Raw genomic sequence first — 18,699 nt, forward strand, 5'->3', positions numbered from 1 at the left:
TCCGCTCTCCCCACGGTTCATTCTATACTGAAAGCGTGGAATGTAAGCGCTGCAAAAACGGAATCGGCTTGGCCGCAGCAACCGAATTTGCAAGAACGGCATGGGGAGACATGGAATGAACAAAGCACAATTCGCCTTTAGAAGAGACATCTGGAACAACCGCTATTTGTACGCATTTATCCTTCCCGGGGTCGTTTGGTTTCTCGTATTCTGCTATCAGCCTCTGTACGGGCTGCTGATTGCATTCAAGGACTACGACATCGTGGCTGGAGTGACGAATAGCCCTTGGGCGGGCTTCAAGTATTTTACGGATTTTTTCAACGATTACAATTTCAAGCCGATCATGATCAATACGATCATGATCAGCTTGCTCAAGCTTGCGATCGGCTTCCCGGCCCCGATTGTGCTTGCCTTACTGCTTAACGAGGTTCGGAAGAAAATGTTCAAGCGCATCGTGCAGACAATATCGTACCTGCCGTTCTTCGTGTCCTGGGTCGTCGTGTCGGGCATTTGGTACGAGCTCCTGACGATTGATCAGGGCGGCATCGTCAATACGGCGCTTATGAGCCTCGGGTTGATACGGGAGCCAATCTTCTGGCTCGGCAACGAGGATTACTTCTGGTGGATCGTCGTCGCCTCGGATATCTGGAAGGGTATCGGCTGGGGAGCGATTATCTATTTGGCCGCCTTGTCCGGCATCGACGAAGAGCTGTATGAGGCGTCGGTCATGGACGGTGCGGGGCGTATGCGCCAGACGTGGCATATTACGCTGCCCGGCATCCGCTCGACGATTATCATCTTGTTTATCCTGGCAACGGGCAATATCATGAACGCCGGTTTCGACCAAATCTATGTTATGCAAAATCCAATGGTGCTCGATCGTGCGCAGATCATCGATACCTACGTCATGACGGCCGGTATCTTTCAAGCCAATTACTCCATCGCTACCGCGGTCGGCCTGTTTAAATCAGTCATCGGTCTGGCCCTCCTCCTGCTGACGAATGCATTGGTCAAGCTGCTGGGTGAGGAGGGGATATTGTGAGAAAGAGCAAAGCTGAGAAGCTGTTTACGATCGTGAATTATGCAATATTGATCGTGCTGTCGTTCTCCATTTTGTTTCCGTTCTGGCGGATCGTCATGCTGTCGCTGAACGAGGGCATCGATTCTATGCGGGGCGGCATCTATTTCTGGCCACGGGTATTCACGCTGGACAATTACTCGGTCATCTTCGCCCGTTCGGAAATTATGAACGCTTATAAAGTCACGATCTTCCGAACGGTGGTCGGCACGATATTGTCGGTCTTCCTCATGTCGCTCATGGCCTATGGCTTGTCCAAGCGCCACCTGCGCGGAAGGCAGCTTGTCAATGTCCTGGTGCTCTTCACGATGTTCTTCAGCGGCGGGTTGATCCCATTCTATTTGCTGCTGAAGGATCTGCATCTGCTGAATAGCGTCTGGGTATACATCGTTCCTTCTCTCTATTCGGCATGGAACCTCATCTTGTTCCGTACCTTCTTCCAGCAGCTTCCGGCAGCGTTGGAGGAATCGGCGAAGATCGACGGGGCCAGTGATCTGATCGTCTATTTCCGGATTGTCGTCCCGCTCTCCATGCCGATCTTCGCGACGATTTCCCTGTTCGTGGCCGTCGGGCACTGGAATGACTGGTTCTCCGGCACCGTCTATGTGCGCGATCCGAACCTGGTACCGCTGCAAACGCTGCTCATGAGCATTATCCGGGAGAACGACAGCACCAAGATGATCGCCGGCGGGGTAGCTGACCTGTCGAGTGAAGGCGTTAGAACTGTCACAAGCTATTCCGTCAAAATGGCGACCTTGATCGCGACCATTCTTCCTGTCATCATGTTGTACCCGTTCCTGCAAAAGTATTTCGTGAAGGGGGTGATGGTGGGATCGATCAAGGGATAGCGCCGAAGGCACCATTCGAACGAATGCCCTGCATGGATGAAACCGGATTGGCAGAACGATCAGACAGAACTATGAAAGGGGAGGCGGCATGAAAAGAAGGAAAGCATCGTTGATGACATTATTAATCGCATGCCTTACGTTGACACTCGTTCTTGGGGGATGCACATCGAATAACGGCGGGAACAATGCAGGCAGTGTCGGAAACGCCGGGGAGAACGGCCATGCCGGGAAAAGTGAGGGAGGAGCGGACGGGGGAGATGCGCAGCAGGAACCGCTGAAATTCGTATTCCACAATTTCTCCTCCAACGTATTGCAGCCGAACAATGAAATGTATGAATGGCTGAAGGCGAATAAGAAAGTGGATATCCAGTTCATCTCGGAGAAGGTTGGGGACAAAATCGTCGAGAAGCTCAATCTGATGCTGGCCGGTGGCGATGTCCCGGACGTGATGGAGATAGAGAACTATGATGCGGCCGTTGAGATCGTGAAGAAGATGGGCGAAGCCGGCCTGGTCATTCCGATGAACGATTGGATTGCGAAATACCCGGATCTGGTCAAATACGGGAATACCGAATACAACAATGCCGTGTACCGCAACAAGAAGGACGGCAATATATATATGATCCCGACCAACTTTGCCCAGCACGAAGCGATCTTGCAGGCCGATGTCGGACCGGCGATTCGGGAGGATTGGTTGAAGCTGGTTGGTATGGAGGCGCCCAAGACGCCGGATGAGCTGTACGAGGTGCTGAAGGCATTCCGGGACCAAATTCCAGACGTCAATGGCAAGAAGATTATTCCGGCGACGTTCGATGGAAACAAGCAGGGTATCGCCAGCGCTTGGACCCGCAGCTGGATGGATCTGTCGGTGGAGAACGGAACGCTCATGTTCCAATGGAACAACCCTGCAGTGGAAGAGTATATGGTGTACATGAACAAGCTGTATCGCGAGAAGCTGCTCGATCCGGAGATGCTTACTCAGCAGCCTGATCAATATATGGAGAAGCTCGCTTCGGGACGGGTGGGCTATACGGTCAGTATCTATTGGGATATGGACAAGAACAATGCTGCTTTAAAGGCCGTAGATTCCGGAAGCCGATTTGTACCAATCGCGCCCTTCCGCGTGCCTGGCAAGCCGCTTCCCGAGTATGCGAATCCGAGTCCGAGGGCGTTCTCGGGGATCGTGGTCTCGAAGAAATTCGCCGAGAAAGGCGATAATCTGGTGCGTCTGATGGAGTTCCTGAACTGGAATGCGACCAATGACGGTGCTAGAGTGCTCAACTACGGCGAGGAAGGCAAATATTACGCGAAGAATGCCGAGGGTCTCTACGATATGAAACCGGAATATAAAACGGAGCGGGATAAGCCGAACAGCGATTTTATTCCGAGGACGGGGCTAGGAGTCTATAATCTGCTGCGCTTCATGATCGTTCCCGTCGAGTCTGTGAATCAGCGGACGGAAGAAGCACAAATGGGGAAAATTTGGGAGGAGGCCCGGGGTAAACCGCTGCCACTAGCTTACCAGTTGACGACGCCCGGTCCGATCGAGCAGCAGAAGTGGGGCCAGATGTGGTCCGAGTTCGATAAGTGGCAGGCGAAGGCGATTTACGCCAAATCGGAGGAAGAGACTCGCAAGATCACGAAGGAAATGTTCGAAGCGTTTGAGACGAACGGCGGGCGCGATATCGTGAACGAAAGGTTGAAATCCATTCAAGAGTTTGAAGAAAACAACAACTAGTATACGACAAAGGTTGAAGGTGTGAAGTCTCCTATTGTTACGGATTGGAGGCTTCGCATGCCGTGAAATGACTAAGCTGAAGGTGGACTCGAGATACACAAGCAGGCTTTCAATAAGGATGGGCCGAGGAGAGCATTGGCGGATTGGCTTTGGTCTGCTAACGAACTCTATTTTAAGGGACTGCGAGGTTGAATGATGAAGATGAGAAGAAGAATATCGATTCTGATCGTTTGTCTCTTCACTGTTGTAAGCGTTTTATCGGGAGCGCGGCCGGCGGAGGCAGACCAAGCCGGGGATAAGCTGTACATATTCGATCTGAAGGCGTTCATCGATCAGAAGAAGAGCATCAGCTCGAAGCTGGCCTATGATTATTTGAAGCTGGCGAGCGCGCTGCAGGGGCTGGCCAACCGGGAACAGCCCCAAATCTATTATTTCTATGAAACAAACGGCGTCGCGGCCCAATCGGGAATCGATACGGACCGGTACTGGTACGAGAAGCTGAACAAGCCCGGCGAATACTTAAGCGGGTTCGATAGTGTCACCGAAACCGACTTTTTCAGCCTGATGTCCCGTTTCGACAGTTTGTATGAAGGGATCGTTCTATGGGATGAGAATGTTCCAGCGACCGCTAATGTTGCTTCCACGATCGCGGGTGTGGATAAATTGCTGCCTGTCCGTTACGACCCTTCCGCCGGAAGCGTGTATGACGAGATGGTCGTGCAGCGGGGAATCGAAGTCAAACGCAATTTGGTCGGGAAGTTTACCGGCACGGGAATGATCCCGGATATTGACCAGCCAAGCAGCGGAAGCGCCAAGAATGATGCTTATTTATGGGCGAAGGCCCTTTATCTGGACACGGGACGAACCCATCCGACACTGATGGCGAATGCGCTGGATGGCGTATCCTGGCATTTGGCGGAAGGACCGTTTAGCTTCAGCATGTATTCCGCGTATATACCGAAGCGAATGAACGTCGGAGAAGAGGTGGAAGTTGCGGTAACGGTCCAAAATGCTGGTCAGAAAGATTGGAAGCTTACTTCCTTGGACCGGTTGAAATCGGAGGGCGCCAATCAGCTCCAATGGATTCCGATCGGCGGCGGGTTCTCGGATAGTCTGACGGATCAGCGTATCTATTTGAATCCGGAAGACAGCATTGAGCCGGGCGAGCGCAAGACATTCCGCTTCCGGATCAAGGCACCGTCAGTACCCGGCACATACATGTTCGCGGCCGGTATGGTAAGGGACGGCGTGCAGGTGATGAGCGGGCAAGCGCTGCACCGCGAAATCGAGATTGTTGCTGCTGAACCCGAGGCACCAGGTTCGGAAGAGACGGAACCGGTCGAAGGCGGGCCGATGCAGCCTATCGATCAGGCTCATACGCCGGGCGGCGAGTTTAATGCCAAGTTCGCCTCGGGTAATATTCCGGACGTGATGAAGGCCGGACAGCGTATGAACGTTGCACTTACGGTCGACAACACAGGTACGACGGTATGGACGGCAGAAACGCTTGACCGGCTGGGATCTCCGTCACAGAACGCGCTGAGGTGGGATCGGATGCTTGGTTATTCCGTAACGCCGGACAATCAACGGATCTATCTGGCCGAGGATGACCGAATCGAGTCCGGGCAGAGCAAGACGTTCACTTTTACGCTCGTCGCGCCGAGTACGCCCGGCAATTATGCCTTCGCGGCCGAAATGATTCGCGATGGACACGCTTGGTACGGTAATCGCTATACGAAGACGATTGCAGTGACGCAGGACGGAGTGATTCCGGATCCGCCGGAGGAAGAACTGATCCCATACGAGCCGTTCATCTACCCGGATCTGTACAATACGAACCTGCCGAATGCCGACTATTATATTGCGAATAAGGCGTTCTTCTTCGATCTGAGTCCTGACCATACGAGCATACCGAATGACGACAAGGGACAGCCGTTGGGGACGGACTATAATACATTGACGTCACTGCTGCTCTCGCAAAACGAAAAAGCCGGACAAAACATTATTACCGTGGGCGGATTCGTGCCATTCTTCATTAAATACTCGAACATGATCGACGACAGCGCCAATTACGATCCGGTCATGGCGGAATGGACGTATGTCGATATTTTATCCAAATACAATGCACAGTTGGATGCGGATGCGTACGGCATGATCGGCATCAGTAACGCTTCCGTCTATCAGTCGGTTCCACCGCTTGCTGAGTACAAGCAGAACAACGACAAAGGTGCGAACGGAAAGACGTTTGATCCGAACAAGAAGTACGTCACGTTCTATATGTCCGATTATGACGCCGCATCCTGGACCTATGGCGCTCTGCCGGCGATGTGGGATGATCCGAAACGCGGCGAGCTGCCGCTCGCCTGGTCACTCGTCCCCAATACGTCCAATCGGGTTCCGATGGTATACAATCGCGTGTACAGCACACTCACACCCAATGATTATATTGTCGCGGGCGACAACGGAGCTGGTTATCTCAACCCGATGATGCTGACAGCAGGGAATCGGCCGGATGGGCTTCCTCCATTCCTGAATGTTTGGGAAGCGTACAATAAGCAATGGTTTGCCAAATACGACCTCGATATTACCGGGTTTCTGATCAGTGGCCTATCGTGGACGGTGTCCAAAGAGGTTCAGGAGGCATACAGCCGGATTTCACCTGCAGGAGTCGGCACAAACAGCGGCTTCGAGGAGCCAATCGTAAACGGTACGCCGTTCGCAGCGGTTTCCTCACTGGGCTGGGTTCAGGAGACCGATCCTGTCGCGCTCGGGAAGAAGCTGGCGACGGCGCTGAAGCGGACGCCAAACTTCCTGAACACCCGCATTCTGCTGACGAAGCCAAGCGTCATCGTGGACGCGGTCGACTATGTGAAGACCCATTATCCGGAGCTCGACTTTGAGGTTGTCGATCCGTATACGTATTTCCGCTTGTATAAGGAAGCAGGGACACCCGTCGGCGATTCGGCAAGGCAATATACCTCGATGAAGGCCGATGCCCGGATAACCGTTGACGGGAAACTGGACGATTCGGAATGGAAAGGAGCAGAGGAGCTCACGGTCAGCAAGAACGCGGACGACGTGAAGAAGTTCGGTACGGTATGGGGCGGCATTGCGGAAGATGAAGATCTGACGGCACGATACCGGATCAAATGGGATGATGAGAACCTGTACTTCTCGGAGCGACGTACGGCGAATGCGCTCCATTTCACCGAAACCGGAGAGAAGATGTACCTCTCCGACGCGACGATGCTTTTCCTTGATTTGAAGAACGAGAAATCGGGCTTCGCCTTCCGGGACGGCGATTACGCGATCTTCATGACGCCCGGTGGTCCAGATGGAAAGCCGCATATCTTCCTGCGTGAAGGCCGTAGCGGGGGCCAGGTGGAATATACGTTAGATGGCGCCGAAGGCGTGGAGCTGGCCTCGCATATCGAGGGCACGACCTATAAGCTGGAAGCAAAGATTCCTTGGAGCAAGCTGCAGGTTGCTCCATTCCAGCCCAAGAAGGGCGGGAAGATCGGCATGACGCTGCTTGCTACGCATGACGGCGGCCTTGATAAATGGGGCCAGATCATGTGGGTCGGCAACGGTGACGATCAATCGAACTGGGGCGATATGAAATTCGTGCAGGGGGAACCAATTCCCGGAGACGGCGGCGGCAATGGAGGCAGCATACCGGGCGGCTACTGGCCGGCAGCGGCCTCAAGCCCGAACAAGATGGAGTCCATAATCGCTGTGAGAGGTTCAGGGACGGTCAAGCTGGGCGAAGAGCTTGTGCTGGACATACCGGCAGACGCTTCGGAGCAAGCGATGCGCATCACGATCGAGAAGCTGACCGGAATCGCGGGATTGATCGGCGACGATGATGTCCTCTTAAGCTCCGTGTTTGAGCTGCTCAAAGATACCGAGGGCAAGTTCAGCAAGCCGGTCAAGATCAAGATGGTGTTCGATCCGTCGAAATTGAAGCCGGGACAACGGGCAGTCATCGCGTACTATGACGAAGCGGCCAAGAAATGGATAGAGATCGGCGGAATCGTTGAAGGCAGCGCGATTACCGCAGAAGTGGTTCACTTCACCAAGTTCGCCGTTATGGGCTTGCCAGAGCAAGCGAAACCGGATCCGGAAACGGAGATCGGCATTTCCTTCACGGACACGGCCGGACATTGGGCGGCGAACCGCATTGCGGAAGCAGCGACGAGGGGAATCGTCAAGGGATACGACGATGGAAGCTTCAGACCAGGCGCTGCGATTACCCGGGCGGAATTCGTGGCAATGCTCATTAGAGCTATCCAGCCGGGTGGTGAACCAGGGGCCCTTGCATTCAAGGACGCAGACCGGATTGGGAGCTGGGCCAAGGATGCGCTGGCATTGGCCGTAGGAGCGGGGATCGTAACCGGCTATGGAGACGGCACGATCCGTCCGGACGACGCCGTGACCCGTGCAGAAATGACGGCAATGACCTTGAGAGCGGCTGGTATTCCGGCAGCGGAGGCGGCGAAGACGACATTCACCGACGATGCGAAGTTAGCCGCGTGGGCGAGGGGCTTCATAGCCGAAGCCGCAGAGCAGGGCTTCGTTCACGGCAAGGGCGGCAACCGGTTTGCACCGGACGATCGGTCGTCTAGGGCGGAAGCAGTCGTGCTGTTGTTGAATGTCTTGGAGAGCAAGGAAGGGTAGAGCGAATCGGAGATGTAAAGGGCCGTCCGGCGATGCCGGACGGTCCTCTGTCGAACCGCTATAAGGTCATCTTCTATTATTTCTGGGTATTCTCCTACTGGTTTATTACACGATGCAGGAAACGAACAACGATGGCCGAATACATAATCTACCAAGGAGGGATTATGATGTCGGCCGTTGTGTCTCAATTCGTACTTACAGACGAGATGGTAGAAGAATTTTATCGGGAAGGCTATTTCTATGCACCAGGCTTTATTACGCTAGAGACCGTAGATGCGATCAACCAGGAGCATCAAGCATTTGCAAGCAGCTCAAGCAATGGGGAATGGAGGTCAAACCCGTTCACGCACTTCGACAAGCACGGCCAGCAGTATCCGGCTACCGCTCATATGCTCCGGGATCCTCAGGTTGTAGGGGTACTGGAAGGAATTCTTGGCGATGCCGCACGTCTGTGGATGGGCATGTACGCTGTCGTGCCGCCTCGCGGCAAAGGCTTGGAATGGCATCAGGACAACCAGTACACGCATATCCTCGGTCATATGTTGAACGGCTTTATTGCATTGGACACCATAACAGAGGAGAATGCCGGTCTATGGATTGCTCCCCGCTCGCATCGTTCAGGGAGACAGCCGAATCTGAATGAAGAAGGGGCTCACCGCCGTGCCGCCGCACCGGAGAACGGCATGCCCTGCAAGGCCATGAAACCGGGAGACGCCGTATTCTTTCATCGGGAAACGCTTCATCATAGCAAAAGCAATCATACAGACAGCCATAGACGCGCTTTCGCGTTTCAAGCATCATCGTATTCAGCACGCTACGCTGAAACGGGTAAACCGCTCCTCGATCGTGAGCTATTGTCAAGCAAGACCCGATAATCTGTAGGGTGATAGCGAGACAGAGTGATTAATCATTGGAATAAAAAGGGGCAAGCTGCGGTTAGGTGAAGCCTCGAATTGATTCGCCATGATCGAACCAATTGCAAATACAGCCTTAGTTTGAATCTCATCAGAACTAAGGCTGTTTGTTTTGTACGTGGATATGAAGAAGTCGTAAATTCCTTTATTAATGTAGAGAAGAAATATTACGAGATGTTATATTAATCAGTGTTCCGGGCATCTCTCGGACGGTTTGCTGTTCAAAAAAGAAATAGCCAAGGAGGAATAACAGCACGTGGAAAAGAAGGATGTCGCCTTCCAACATGAACCTCAGAGCAGAGCACGGGCTCTTCTGGAAGTCTGGACGGTATCGACTAAGCTCGGTCTTACCTCATTCGGAGGTCCAATCGCTCATCTGGGTTACTTTCATAACGAATACGTACGCCGCCGCAGATGGATGGACGAACGCAGCTATGCGGATCTGGTCGCGCTGTGCCAGTTTTTACCCGGTCCTGCCAGCAGTCAGGTTGGTATCGGCATCGGCGTGATACGCGCAGGATTGCTCGGCGGGCTGACGGCTTGGCTTGGATTTACGCTGCCGTCGGTGATTGCGCTGGCTCTGTTCGCCTTCATATTACAGGGATTCGATATTGGTAGCGCGGGATGGATTCACGGTCTTAAGATCGTCGCCGTAGCTATCGTCGCACAGGCTGTACTGGGCATGGGGCAAAAGCTGACCCCCGACCGCAGCAGGGCAACAATCGCAATCTTGGTTGCGTCCGCCACGCTCTTATGGCAGACTGCTTTCACCCAAGTTCTGCTTATTGTCGCTGCGGGTATTGTCGGCATGATGTTATATCGAAAAACGGCTGCTCCGGAAGCATCCGGCCTATCTGTACCTATAAGCCGAGGGGTTGCCGTCCTATGCTTGGCAGTGTTCTTTGGACTCCTCATTCTGCTGCCTCTGCTCAGGCAATATGCTGCCGCGGACTGGCTGTCCTTATTTGACAGCTTCTATCGGTCAGGGTCGCTTGTATTTGGAGGAGGGCATGTCGTCCTTCCGCTGCTCGAACGCGAAGTCGTGCCGACAGGGTGGGTCAGCGAGGCAGATTTCTTGGCCGGATATGGGGCGGCGCAAGCTGTACCTGGACCGTTATTTACCTTTGCCGGGTATCTGGGAGCGATGATAAGCGGGATTAAGGGTGCTTTAATAGGCACAGCGGCTATTTTTCTGCCTGCTTTTCTGTTGATCGTGGGGGCACTGCCGTTCTGGAATTCTTTGCGGACAAGCCCGAAGGTTCAAGGGGCGCTAATCGGGATCAACGCAGCCGTTGTCGGCATCCTGCTGGCGGCACTTTATAATCCGATTTGGACGACAGCGATTCTATCTCCTGCCGACTTTGCCTTGGCTTCGATTCTGTTTGCGATGCTCGTCTTCTGGAAGCTTCCGCCGTGGGTTGTCGTGATTGCAGGTGCGATTGGCGGGGCGTTAATGGCACTTGTTTGACTTTCGATAGGGCTGGCTGCCCATCACCGGCCGCAGGGCGAATGAATTCGCGCATTGATTTCCTGTAAGTCTGCTGCGAATGAACAGATTCGCCCCTTGGCGTCGGTGCGTCCTTTATTTGTCGGATTCCCCGGAAGCCGGTTCGACCGGCTCAGGATAGCCGAATTGCCTCGAGATTTCGAGCGCGGTCTGCTGTACCTTGTGCCCAATAACGGGTATGTCGTGAATCGGCAGGTCGGCGCGCAATGCGGTGATGCTGATCGCAGCCTTCAGCTGGCCATGATGATCCAATATGGCGGATCCGATGCAGCGAATCCCCGATTCTCCTTCTTCGTCCTCGACCGCATAGCCTTGGGTGCGAATCGCTTCCAAAGCTTCCTTGAAATCCTTCCATCTCGTAATGGTGTTTTCCGTTCTGGCGGGAAGTCCGTTCTCCTGCACGATTTTGTTCAGCAGGGTGAGCGGGATATTCGCCGCGATCGCTTTTCCGACGCCGGAAGCGTGCAAGGCTTGACGCTGACCGATATACGTCGAGAACTTAACGAAGCTGTGATTGTCCACCTTCTCCACATACATCGCCTGCCCGTCGTCGAGAACGGCCAAATGTACGCAAAAACCAGTCTCTTGCAGCAGTTTATCCATATATGGCCTAGCCACGCTTCGGATATCCAGCTTGTGGAGCAAGCTGAGTCCGATATGGATAAAGGAGTTACCGAGCTCATACTTCCCGTCAGCCGTTTTCGCGATATACCTGTGCTGCTCGAGCGTATTCAAGATAAAGAAAACGCTCGTCTTTGGCATGTCGGCCAGTTTGCAAAGCTCACTTACTCCGATCGGCTCACCTCGGGCAGATAGCGTTTCGATCAGGGAAATCGCCTTATCCAATGCGGGGACGTTATACTTTTTAGTCAGTTCCACCTTTAACACCTCGCTTGCTTTTGAAAACGATTCCATTTGTGCTCGATAGCGAAAATAAAGGGTATGAGGCGCAACTTTTTTGCCAGTATAACATGTCCCTCACGATAAATGAACACTTTTTTTAAACACCATTTAAATATTGAGCTATAAATGAGTCTTTAGGCTCTGAAAACAGGTTGGGAAAGGAGGGGAATTGCAAGAAAATCATGTGAATAGGAGGAAATAGTTCGAATTTGTGAATCAATGAGGACTGAAATCATTAGAACGACGTTCTTAATGCGTCGAATTCCCGACTAATCGACTAATATTCTATAGAAAACGCTGCGGTTTTTTACGTTGTTATTGTGTTTGTAATCGTCATTTCAGTCATTTGTTTATGAATAAAGTGATTATTTTATAATAAATTACATGTTGACATATGTTTATAATAGCGATTATATTATCCTTATCATTTTTATAAACATTGTTTAAATGTGTTGTGAAGGCGTTTACACCGCAAATTCTCGTGTGAAGCGTATGTCGGGCTCGTACCAGTAGAAGCTATGTAAGCGTTCTTTTTGATCCGGGACAGGGAGGGCAGGCAATGATCCGGATGATGTAAGGGCAAGTGGGAATTAACTCATAAAGGGGAAGTCTCCATGAAAAAAACGTTTAGCTTACTGTTCATCATTTTGCTTGCAGTCTCAGTTGCTGCTTGCAGCAATTCGAGCAATACGGATAACCGCAATGAGCCGGCTCCCTCAGACGGCGCTGCAGAAGGAACGCCCAAATCGGGCGGTATTCTGAAGTTCGCCCAAAGTGCCGAGCCGACGACGCTTAACCCGCATTTGTACTCGACGCTCAACGACCGCAACGCCTTTCTATCGATTTACAATAGCTTGATGGAATACGACCCAAAAACGCTAAAGCCGGTTCCGGGAATCGTGAAAGAAGCCAAGATCAGCGAAGACGGCCTGGTCTACGACTTGACGATCCAAAGCGGCGTTACGTTCCACAACGGCCGGAAGCTGACTGCGGACGATGTCAAATATTCGCTTGAACAAGCGAACGCGAAGGAGGCGACACGTACCAACGTGCTGCTCAAATCGATCAAAGACATTAAAGTCGTTGACGAGACGCACTTGACCGTCACGCTTTCGAATAAAGACTCGCTGCTGCTCGACTCGTTCATCGAGGTATTCGTCATTCCGAACGATCCGTCGGTGGATCTTGTGAAGAATCCGGTCGGCACCGGCCCGTTCGTCTTCGAGAAGTGGAACCGCAACGAAAAGATCGTGCTGAAGAAGAACGCGAATTACTGGAAAAAAGGGCTCCCGTACTTGGACGGCATCGAAATCTTGACCGTACCGGACGCGGAAGTTAAAAACCTGCAGCTCATCAATGGCCAAGTCGACGTCATCGATATCGTACCGACCAGCAAAGTGGACCAGGTTGCCAATAACCCGAGCCTGAACCTGGTCAAGATCGAAGACGATGTAACCGTGGCGAACCATTTCCTGCTCATGAACAACTCTAAGCCTCCATTTAATAACGTCAAATTCCGCCAAGCCGTCAACTACGCACTGGATCGCGAGAAAATCAAGCTGTCGCTGTTCGGCAACTTTGTTGTAAGGAGCTCACCGGTTCCTAGCGGCGATGCAAACTTCAACCCTGACGCAACTAAATACGAGAAAGACTTGGACAAAGCGAAGCAATTGCTTCAGGAAAGCGGATATAACAACGAGAAAATTACACTTGTCTACCACAAAATCGACCTGATGTACGATACGGTCGCTCAAATTACCGAACAATCGCTGAAGGACCTCGGTCTTAACGTCGAGCTAAAAGGGGTCGAAATTGCCCAGTGGGTCGAAAGCGTATTTAACCAGAAGCAATACGACATGGCTCTTACCGGCAGCACGCCTAAGCCGAACACGGTTGACATGCTGAATCATATGTATGGCAAGCAGAACGGCGGGGCGATTCAATGGGAGAACAAAGCGTGGAGCGAGAAGCTGCTCACCGTTAGCCGGATGCCGGAGGAAGAGGGCGCCAAGGTGCTCAAAGAACTGCAGGCCGAAGTGCTGGAGGAAACGCCGGCTATTATAGTCGGCGGTCTGGTGCAAGCGCAAGGACTGTCGAAGAAAGTGCAGGATTTCATTCCTAGCCCGCAGCAAAAAATGTACTTCGAATCAGTCTGGAAGAAATAATCCAGTCCGGATAGGGGCGGTCAGCACACGCGGCGATAACCCGCTGCGCCTGCATCCGCTCCTGCTTAATTCGCAGGGAAGGAGGGACGGCATGTTAAAACTGCTGCTTAAAAAGTTGACTGAACTCATTCTGGTGCTATTCTTCGTTACGTTAATCGTCTTCTTTACGTTCAGGCTTCTTCCAGGCGATCCCGCCCAAATGAGGCTCGGCATGGATCCGGCGCCGGAGGCCGTTGCCGCGCTTACGGCTGAGATGGGACTCGACAAGCCGCTCGTCGTGCAATACGGTAATTGGATCGCAGACGTCGTTCGCGGCGACCTGGGCAAATCGATGTTCGATGGCAAGCCGGTAACCGAGCTGCTAGCCGATAAAATTCCGAAGACGTTTGAGCTGGCCGTTCTTGGAGCTCTGCTCTCGATTATTATCGCGGTTCCGCTCGGCGTTATGGCCACACTCAAGAAGAACAGCTGGATCGACAAGCTGGCGAGGGTATTTTCCTTGTTCGGCTTCAGCGTTCCCGCATATTGGCTGGCTGTGCTTCTCATGCTGCTGTTTGCCTACAAGTTACACTGGCTGCCCGCAGGCGGGTACGTTTCGTTCGCCGAATCGCCCTCGGCGCATATAAAAGCTTTGATATTGCCCGTCATTACAGTCGGGATCATCAATTCGGCACAAATTTTCCGGTTCTTGCGATCCGGCATGCTCGAAGTGATCAGTCAAGATTTCATCCGTACGGCTAGAGCGAAAGGCTTGTCCGAATGGATCGTAATCGGCAAGCACGTTGCCCGCAATGCGCTGCCGAGCCTGATCACAATCGTGGCGCTTAACTTCAGCCTCCTGCTGAGCGGGATGGTCATCACCGAACAAATCTTCGCTTGGCCCGGACTCGGCTGGCTGATGATCCAATCGATTTTGTCCCGCGATTATGATGTTGTTCAAGCTGCGGTGCTCATTTCGGCCGTCTTCATCGTCGTGATCAATTTGATCGCCGATTTGATCAACGCCATGCTCGATCCGCGCATCAAGTACAATTAAGCCGCATGTTACTACGAAGGGCAGGGGGATACGATGAGTAAAATATGGAAAGACACAACCGCCCTGATAAGCTTGATTATTTTCGGCATCATTGCCGCCCTTGCTCTGCTTGCGCCGTTCATTACGCCATATAAGTTCGACGAGATTGTTGATGCGCCTCTTATTGGCTCATCCGGCTCGTATCTGCTCGGAACGGACGAGATCGGCAGAGATATATTCACCCGGATCGTCTACGCTGGCCGCATATCGCTTATCGTCGGGATCTGCTCAACGATTATTGCGATGGTCGGCGGGGTCGTATTGGGGCTAATCAGCGGTTATTACGGCGGCAAGATAGACACCTTAATCAGCCGTTTCCTGGACGGCCTGCTCGCCTTTCCTTCGATCATTCTGGCCTTGGCTGTCATGGCGGTGCTTGGCCCGGACATTTATAACGCGATGCTGGCGATCGGTCTCGTATCGATTCCGATATTCGCACGCATTACCCGAAGCAGTGTATTGACGTTGAAAGGAAGGGAGTTCGTGGAGGCATCGCATTCGATGGGTGCAGGGGACGCCAGAATCATGTTCCGCGTTATTCTGCCGAACTGCCTGTCGCCGCTCCTCGTGCAAATCAGCTTGACCTTCGCTTCCGCGATTCTGACCGAAGCGGCGCTAAGCTTCCTCGGTCTTGGTGTGCAGCCGCCGACGCCGTCATGGGGGTCGATGCTTAATGCGGGACGCAGCTTCTTGTCCCAAGCCCCGTTGTACTCGATCATCTCAGGCGGCGCCGTCTTTCTGACCGTTCTTTGTCTGAACGTGCTTGGGGATAGCCTTCGTGATCTGCTTGACCCGCGGGAAGCCAAGAAACGTGCATAAGGGAGGTGCCGGTAGTGAACAAGCCGCTGCTGAGCGTAGAGCAATTAACCGTTGGATATCCGAATCAAGGTGATACCGTAAACATCCTGCAGAACGTGACCTTCTCCATCGCCAAAGGGGAAATCGTCGGCATCGTCGGCGAGAGCGGTTGCGGAAAAAGCCTAACTTCGCTTTCCATTATGGGATTATTGGGTGACCCGCTTAAGGTACAGTCGGGAAAAATCGAATTTGACGGTACCGAATTGACACGTCTGGGCAAAAAAGAGCTCAATAAAATTCGGGGTAATGAAATCTCGATGATTTTCCAAGAGCCGATGACTTCGCTCAATCCGGTATTTAGGGTCGGCGACCAAATCTCCGAAGCGATGGTCAACCATATGGGCCTCAGCAAGAAAGAAGCGAAGGAGCGCAGCATTCATCTGCTGAAGCTGGTCGGCATTCCTTCCCCTGAGCAGAGGGTCAATGAATACCCTCATCAGTTGTCAGGGGGGATGCGGCAGAGGGTCATGATTGCGATGGCGCTGGCCTGCGACCCGCTGCTGCTGATTGCGGATGAGCCGACGACAGCGCTAGACGTTACGATCCAGGCGCAAATTCTCGATCTGCTGCTGGATATCCAACGCAAGAACAAGATGTCCCTGATCTTCATCACCCACGACCTTGGCGTGTTATCCAAAATGGCGGACCGGGTCATGGTCATGTACGGAGGCCGTGTGATCGAATCGGCTCCGATGAAGGAGCTTTACGAGAATCCGAAGCATCCATATACCCAAGGGCTGTGGAAAGCGATCCCGGGCAGCGCCAAAGGGGAGAAACGGTTATATAACATCCCAGGAACGGTGCCGGATCCGAAGGACAAAATCAAAGGCTGCCGCTTCGCGACGCGCTGCCAGTTTGCCGAGAGCCGCTGCCGCGAAAGCGAGCCGCCCCTGCTCAAAACCGGAGACAACCGGGAAATCGCCTGCTTCTTGTATGACAACTGAAAGGGAGGGAGCTTATGGCGGACATCCTGCTTACAACGGACGGTCTCACGAAGCATTATCCGGTAAACGGCGGCCTGTTCTCCAAGTCGCAGCAGAAAGTGTATGCGCTGGACAAGGTTAACCTTACGTTGTATAAACGCGAAATCGTAGGCGTGGTCGGTGAGAGCGGCTGCGGCAAATCGACGCTGGCGAAGGTTCTGCTGCGCCTGATCGAGCCGACTGAAGGAACGATCCATTTTGACGGACGCGAAATTACGGGTCTGGACCGCAAACAGATGCGCGACGTACGCCGGGAGATGCAGTTCATCTTCCAGGACCCGTTCTCTTCACTCAACCCGCGCAAAAAAGTCATCGATCTGATCTCTGAGCCGCTCGACATTTACCGGATCGGTACGCGGAAGGAACGGGAAAACCGCGTATACGAGCTGCTCGACATCGTCGGCCTCACGAAAAATCACGCCGACCGGTACCCGCATCAATTCAGCGGCGGACAGAGGCAGCGTATCGGCATCGCGCGCGCGCTGGCCCTCAATCCGAAGCTGGTTATCTGCGATGAGCCGGTATCGGCGCTGGATGTGTCGGTGCAGGCGCAAATACTCAACCTGCTGCAGGATTTGCAGGAGCAGTTCGGTTTGTCCTACTTATTCATCGCGCACGGTCTGGACGCCGTCCGGCATATAAGCAACCGCATCGCCGTCATGTATCTCGGGAAGCTCGTGGAGGTGGGGGACAGCGAGGAAGTATTCACGCGTCCGCGGCATCCATACACGAAAGCGTTGATCTCGGCCATTCCGGAGATCAATCCGGAGCATGCGGCAGCACCGATCAAATTGACGGGGGAGATTCCAAGCCCGATCAACCCACCGTCCGGCTGCCGGTTCCATACGCGCTGCCCGTTCGCGGTGGAGCGCTGCAAGTCGGAAATGCCGGAGTTGAAAGTCGCGGAGGACGGCCACGCTGTTGCCTGTCATCTGGTGGAATAACGAGAAATTCATATGAGTCGTTATACGGTTAGGAGATGGCCCTGCATTCATCAGGGGCCATCTTCTTTATTTTCCACGGCCAGGAGAGCAGAAAGACAAGCAGGTGTGACTCTGTTTGCGCGAACAGTCAAGCTTGTAGACCCAGTTCATGTACGAGCTCATCTTGCGTGAACGGTTGCTTCCTTCCCCATTGTCTCACCCGCACCAGATAGGGTTTGTCAGGATCCTTCATATGGTAGAAACCAGGTATGCGCATGGCTCTGGAAAGATTGGTTATCATCGGATCGGAACCGAATTTATGGGCCAATGCTTTTTGAATGGGAACGAAACGGTTTATGGATCCGCCTCGAACAACCCAATAAATGTGAAATCCGTTTTTCGTTTCGATGATCATCGCATTCCTAATTCGTTTCCAATGCTTGCTGAGGAACGCTTTCTTCAATTGATCGACTCTCGGCTTAGTTCGATGAACCAGAAGGTGGTATTGACCTTGTTTGGTTCTCTTAATGGTGGTCGACAGGATCTGCTCAGAAGGGTTTGTTTGGATCGATTTGAGTTTTTGCATGAGTTGTTCCTTCGTGCGGAAACGTTCAGAAATTTTGTTGAGATCGACATCGATGAACTGCGATTTGATTTCTTTGAAATCGTGATCCTTTGTTTCCCTATAATTGATTTCCATGAAAACAGCGTAGCCTCTTGCGTTTTGAGTGAGCAAATGGACGGGTTTATTGTTATCGGAAATGAGCTTGATTTGGGGGACCAAACGTTCCATCAGCTTTAGCGGCTTTTGCAGGGTCATCGCGCGTTTTCGATGGTTGGAAGAAGCACTGGAGCTGTGATTTCGGTGTTTGACATCATGGACTAGAATAAAATGCAGCTGTTCATTGTCCTTGTAGCCTAGTTTTTTAATAAACTGGTGTGCTTGGCTAGAGCTCTGCCGCACGAGTTTGGAATATGGGGTTAAACGTTGTTTCATTGAACCACATCCCTTGTCTAGATTAGCGGATTA

At 52.7% G+C, this 18,699-nt stretch carries 13 protein-coding genes; 11 read left to right on the forward strand and 2 right to left on the reverse strand.

The features are described 5' to 3' along the window. The first annotated feature begins 115 nt into the window (after window positions 1-115). The 6 genes from NNL21_RS26535 to NNL21_RS26560 all read left to right on the forward strand — a co-directional run bounded on the left by NNL21_RS26535 (window position 116) and on the right by NNL21_RS26560 (window position 10,723). Entirely contained in the window at window positions 116-1,042 is a 927-nt protein-coding gene (locus NNL21_RS26535; protein ID WP_204821377.1) for an ABC transporter permease, read from the forward strand. After that, window positions 1,039-1,926: a carbohydrate ABC transporter permease gene (locus tag NNL21_RS26540; protein WP_204821376.1), complete on the forward strand. Its 888-nt coding sequence runs from the start codon at window positions 1,039-1,041 to the stop codon at window positions 1,924-1,926. Before NNL21_RS26535 ends, NNL21_RS26540 begins: the two co-directional genes overlap by 4 nt. 88 nt (window positions 1,927-2,014) lie before the next feature. After that, on the forward strand, window positions 2,015-3,664 hold the full coding sequence (locus NNL21_RS26545) for a type 2 periplasmic-binding domain-containing protein (protein WP_204821375.1): 1,650 nt from the start codon (window positions 2,015-2,017) through the stop codon (window positions 3,662-3,664). A 201-nt stretch (window positions 3,665-3,865) separates the two neighbouring features. Beyond that, window positions 3,866-8,341 (forward strand): S-layer homology domain-containing protein, encoded by a 4,476-nt coding sequence (locus NNL21_RS26550; protein ID WP_204821374.1) that lies wholly within the window; start codon window positions 3,866-3,868, stop codon window positions 8,339-8,341. A 32-nt stretch (window positions 8,342-8,373) separates the two neighbouring features. Then, complete coding sequence (locus tag NNL21_RS26555) at window positions 8,374-9,216, forward strand: phytanoyl-CoA dioxygenase family protein (RefSeq protein WP_204821373.1); 843 nt, start codon at window positions 8,374-8,376, stop codon at window positions 9,214-9,216. Window positions 9,217-9,511: 295 nt separating this feature from the next. Then, window positions 9,512-10,723 carry a chromate transporter gene (locus NNL21_RS26560; protein WP_204821372.1) on the forward strand — a complete coding sequence of 404 codons (1,212 nt, stop codon included), beginning with the start codon at window positions 9,512-9,514 and terminating at the stop codon, window positions 10,721-10,723. A gap of 114 nt (window positions 10,724-10,837) precedes the next feature. Here NNL21_RS26560 and NNL21_RS26565 read toward each other — a convergent pair whose 3' ends face one another. After that, window positions 10,838-11,641: an IclR family transcriptional regulator gene (locus NNL21_RS26565; protein ID WP_204821371.1), complete on the reverse strand. Its 804-nt coding sequence runs from the start codon at window positions 11,639-11,641 to the stop codon at window positions 10,838-10,840. Window positions 11,642-12,279: 638 nt separating this feature from the next. Between NNL21_RS26565 and NNL21_RS26570 the strand changes: the two genes are divergently transcribed. From NNL21_RS26570 to NNL21_RS26590, 5 genes are all read left to right on the forward strand, one after another. Continuing rightward, on the forward strand, window positions 12,280-13,830 hold the full coding sequence (locus NNL21_RS26570) for an ABC transporter substrate-binding protein (protein WP_204821370.1): 1,551 nt from the start codon (window positions 12,280-12,282) through the stop codon (window positions 13,828-13,830). Window positions 13,831-13,921: 91 nt separating this feature from the next. Beyond that, window positions 13,922-14,866, forward strand: a complete 945-nt coding sequence (locus tag NNL21_RS26575; protein ID WP_204821369.1) for an ABC transporter permease — start codon at window positions 13,922-13,924, stop codon at window positions 14,864-14,866. A 33-nt stretch (window positions 14,867-14,899) separates the two neighbouring features. Next, on the forward strand, window positions 14,900-15,724 hold the full coding sequence (locus tag NNL21_RS26580) for an ABC transporter permease (protein WP_204821455.1): 825 nt from the start codon (window positions 14,900-14,902) through the stop codon (window positions 15,722-15,724). Window positions 15,725-15,738: 14 nt separating this feature from the next. Then, a complete protein-coding gene (locus tag NNL21_RS26585; RefSeq protein ID WP_256555490.1) occupies window positions 15,739-16,707 on the forward strand; it encodes an ABC transporter ATP-binding protein in 969 nt (322 codons plus the stop codon). Window positions 16,708-16,721: 14 nt separating this feature from the next. Continuing rightward, the gene (locus NNL21_RS26590; RefSeq protein ID WP_204821368.1) at window positions 16,722-17,690 is read left to right on the forward strand and encodes an ABC transporter ATP-binding protein; all 969 of its coding nucleotides are present in this window, start codon (window positions 16,722-16,724) and stop codon (window positions 17,688-17,690) included. A 127-nt stretch (window positions 17,691-17,817) separates the two neighbouring features. On the opposite strand, the gene NNL21_RS26595 is transcribed toward NNL21_RS26590, so the two are convergent. After that, complete coding sequence (locus NNL21_RS26595; protein WP_204821367.1) at window positions 17,818-18,666, reverse strand: DNA-primase RepB domain-containing protein; 849 nt, start codon at window positions 18,664-18,666, stop codon at window positions 17,818-17,820. Window positions 18,667-18,699: the final 33 nt, after the last annotated feature.

Origin of the sequence: Paenibacillus mendelii, assembly GCF_024498075.1 — a bacterium.
In the GTDB taxonomy this organism is placed as follows: domain Bacteria; phylum Bacillota; class Bacilli; order Paenibacillales; family Paenibacillaceae; genus Paenibacillus_Z; species Paenibacillus_Z mendelii.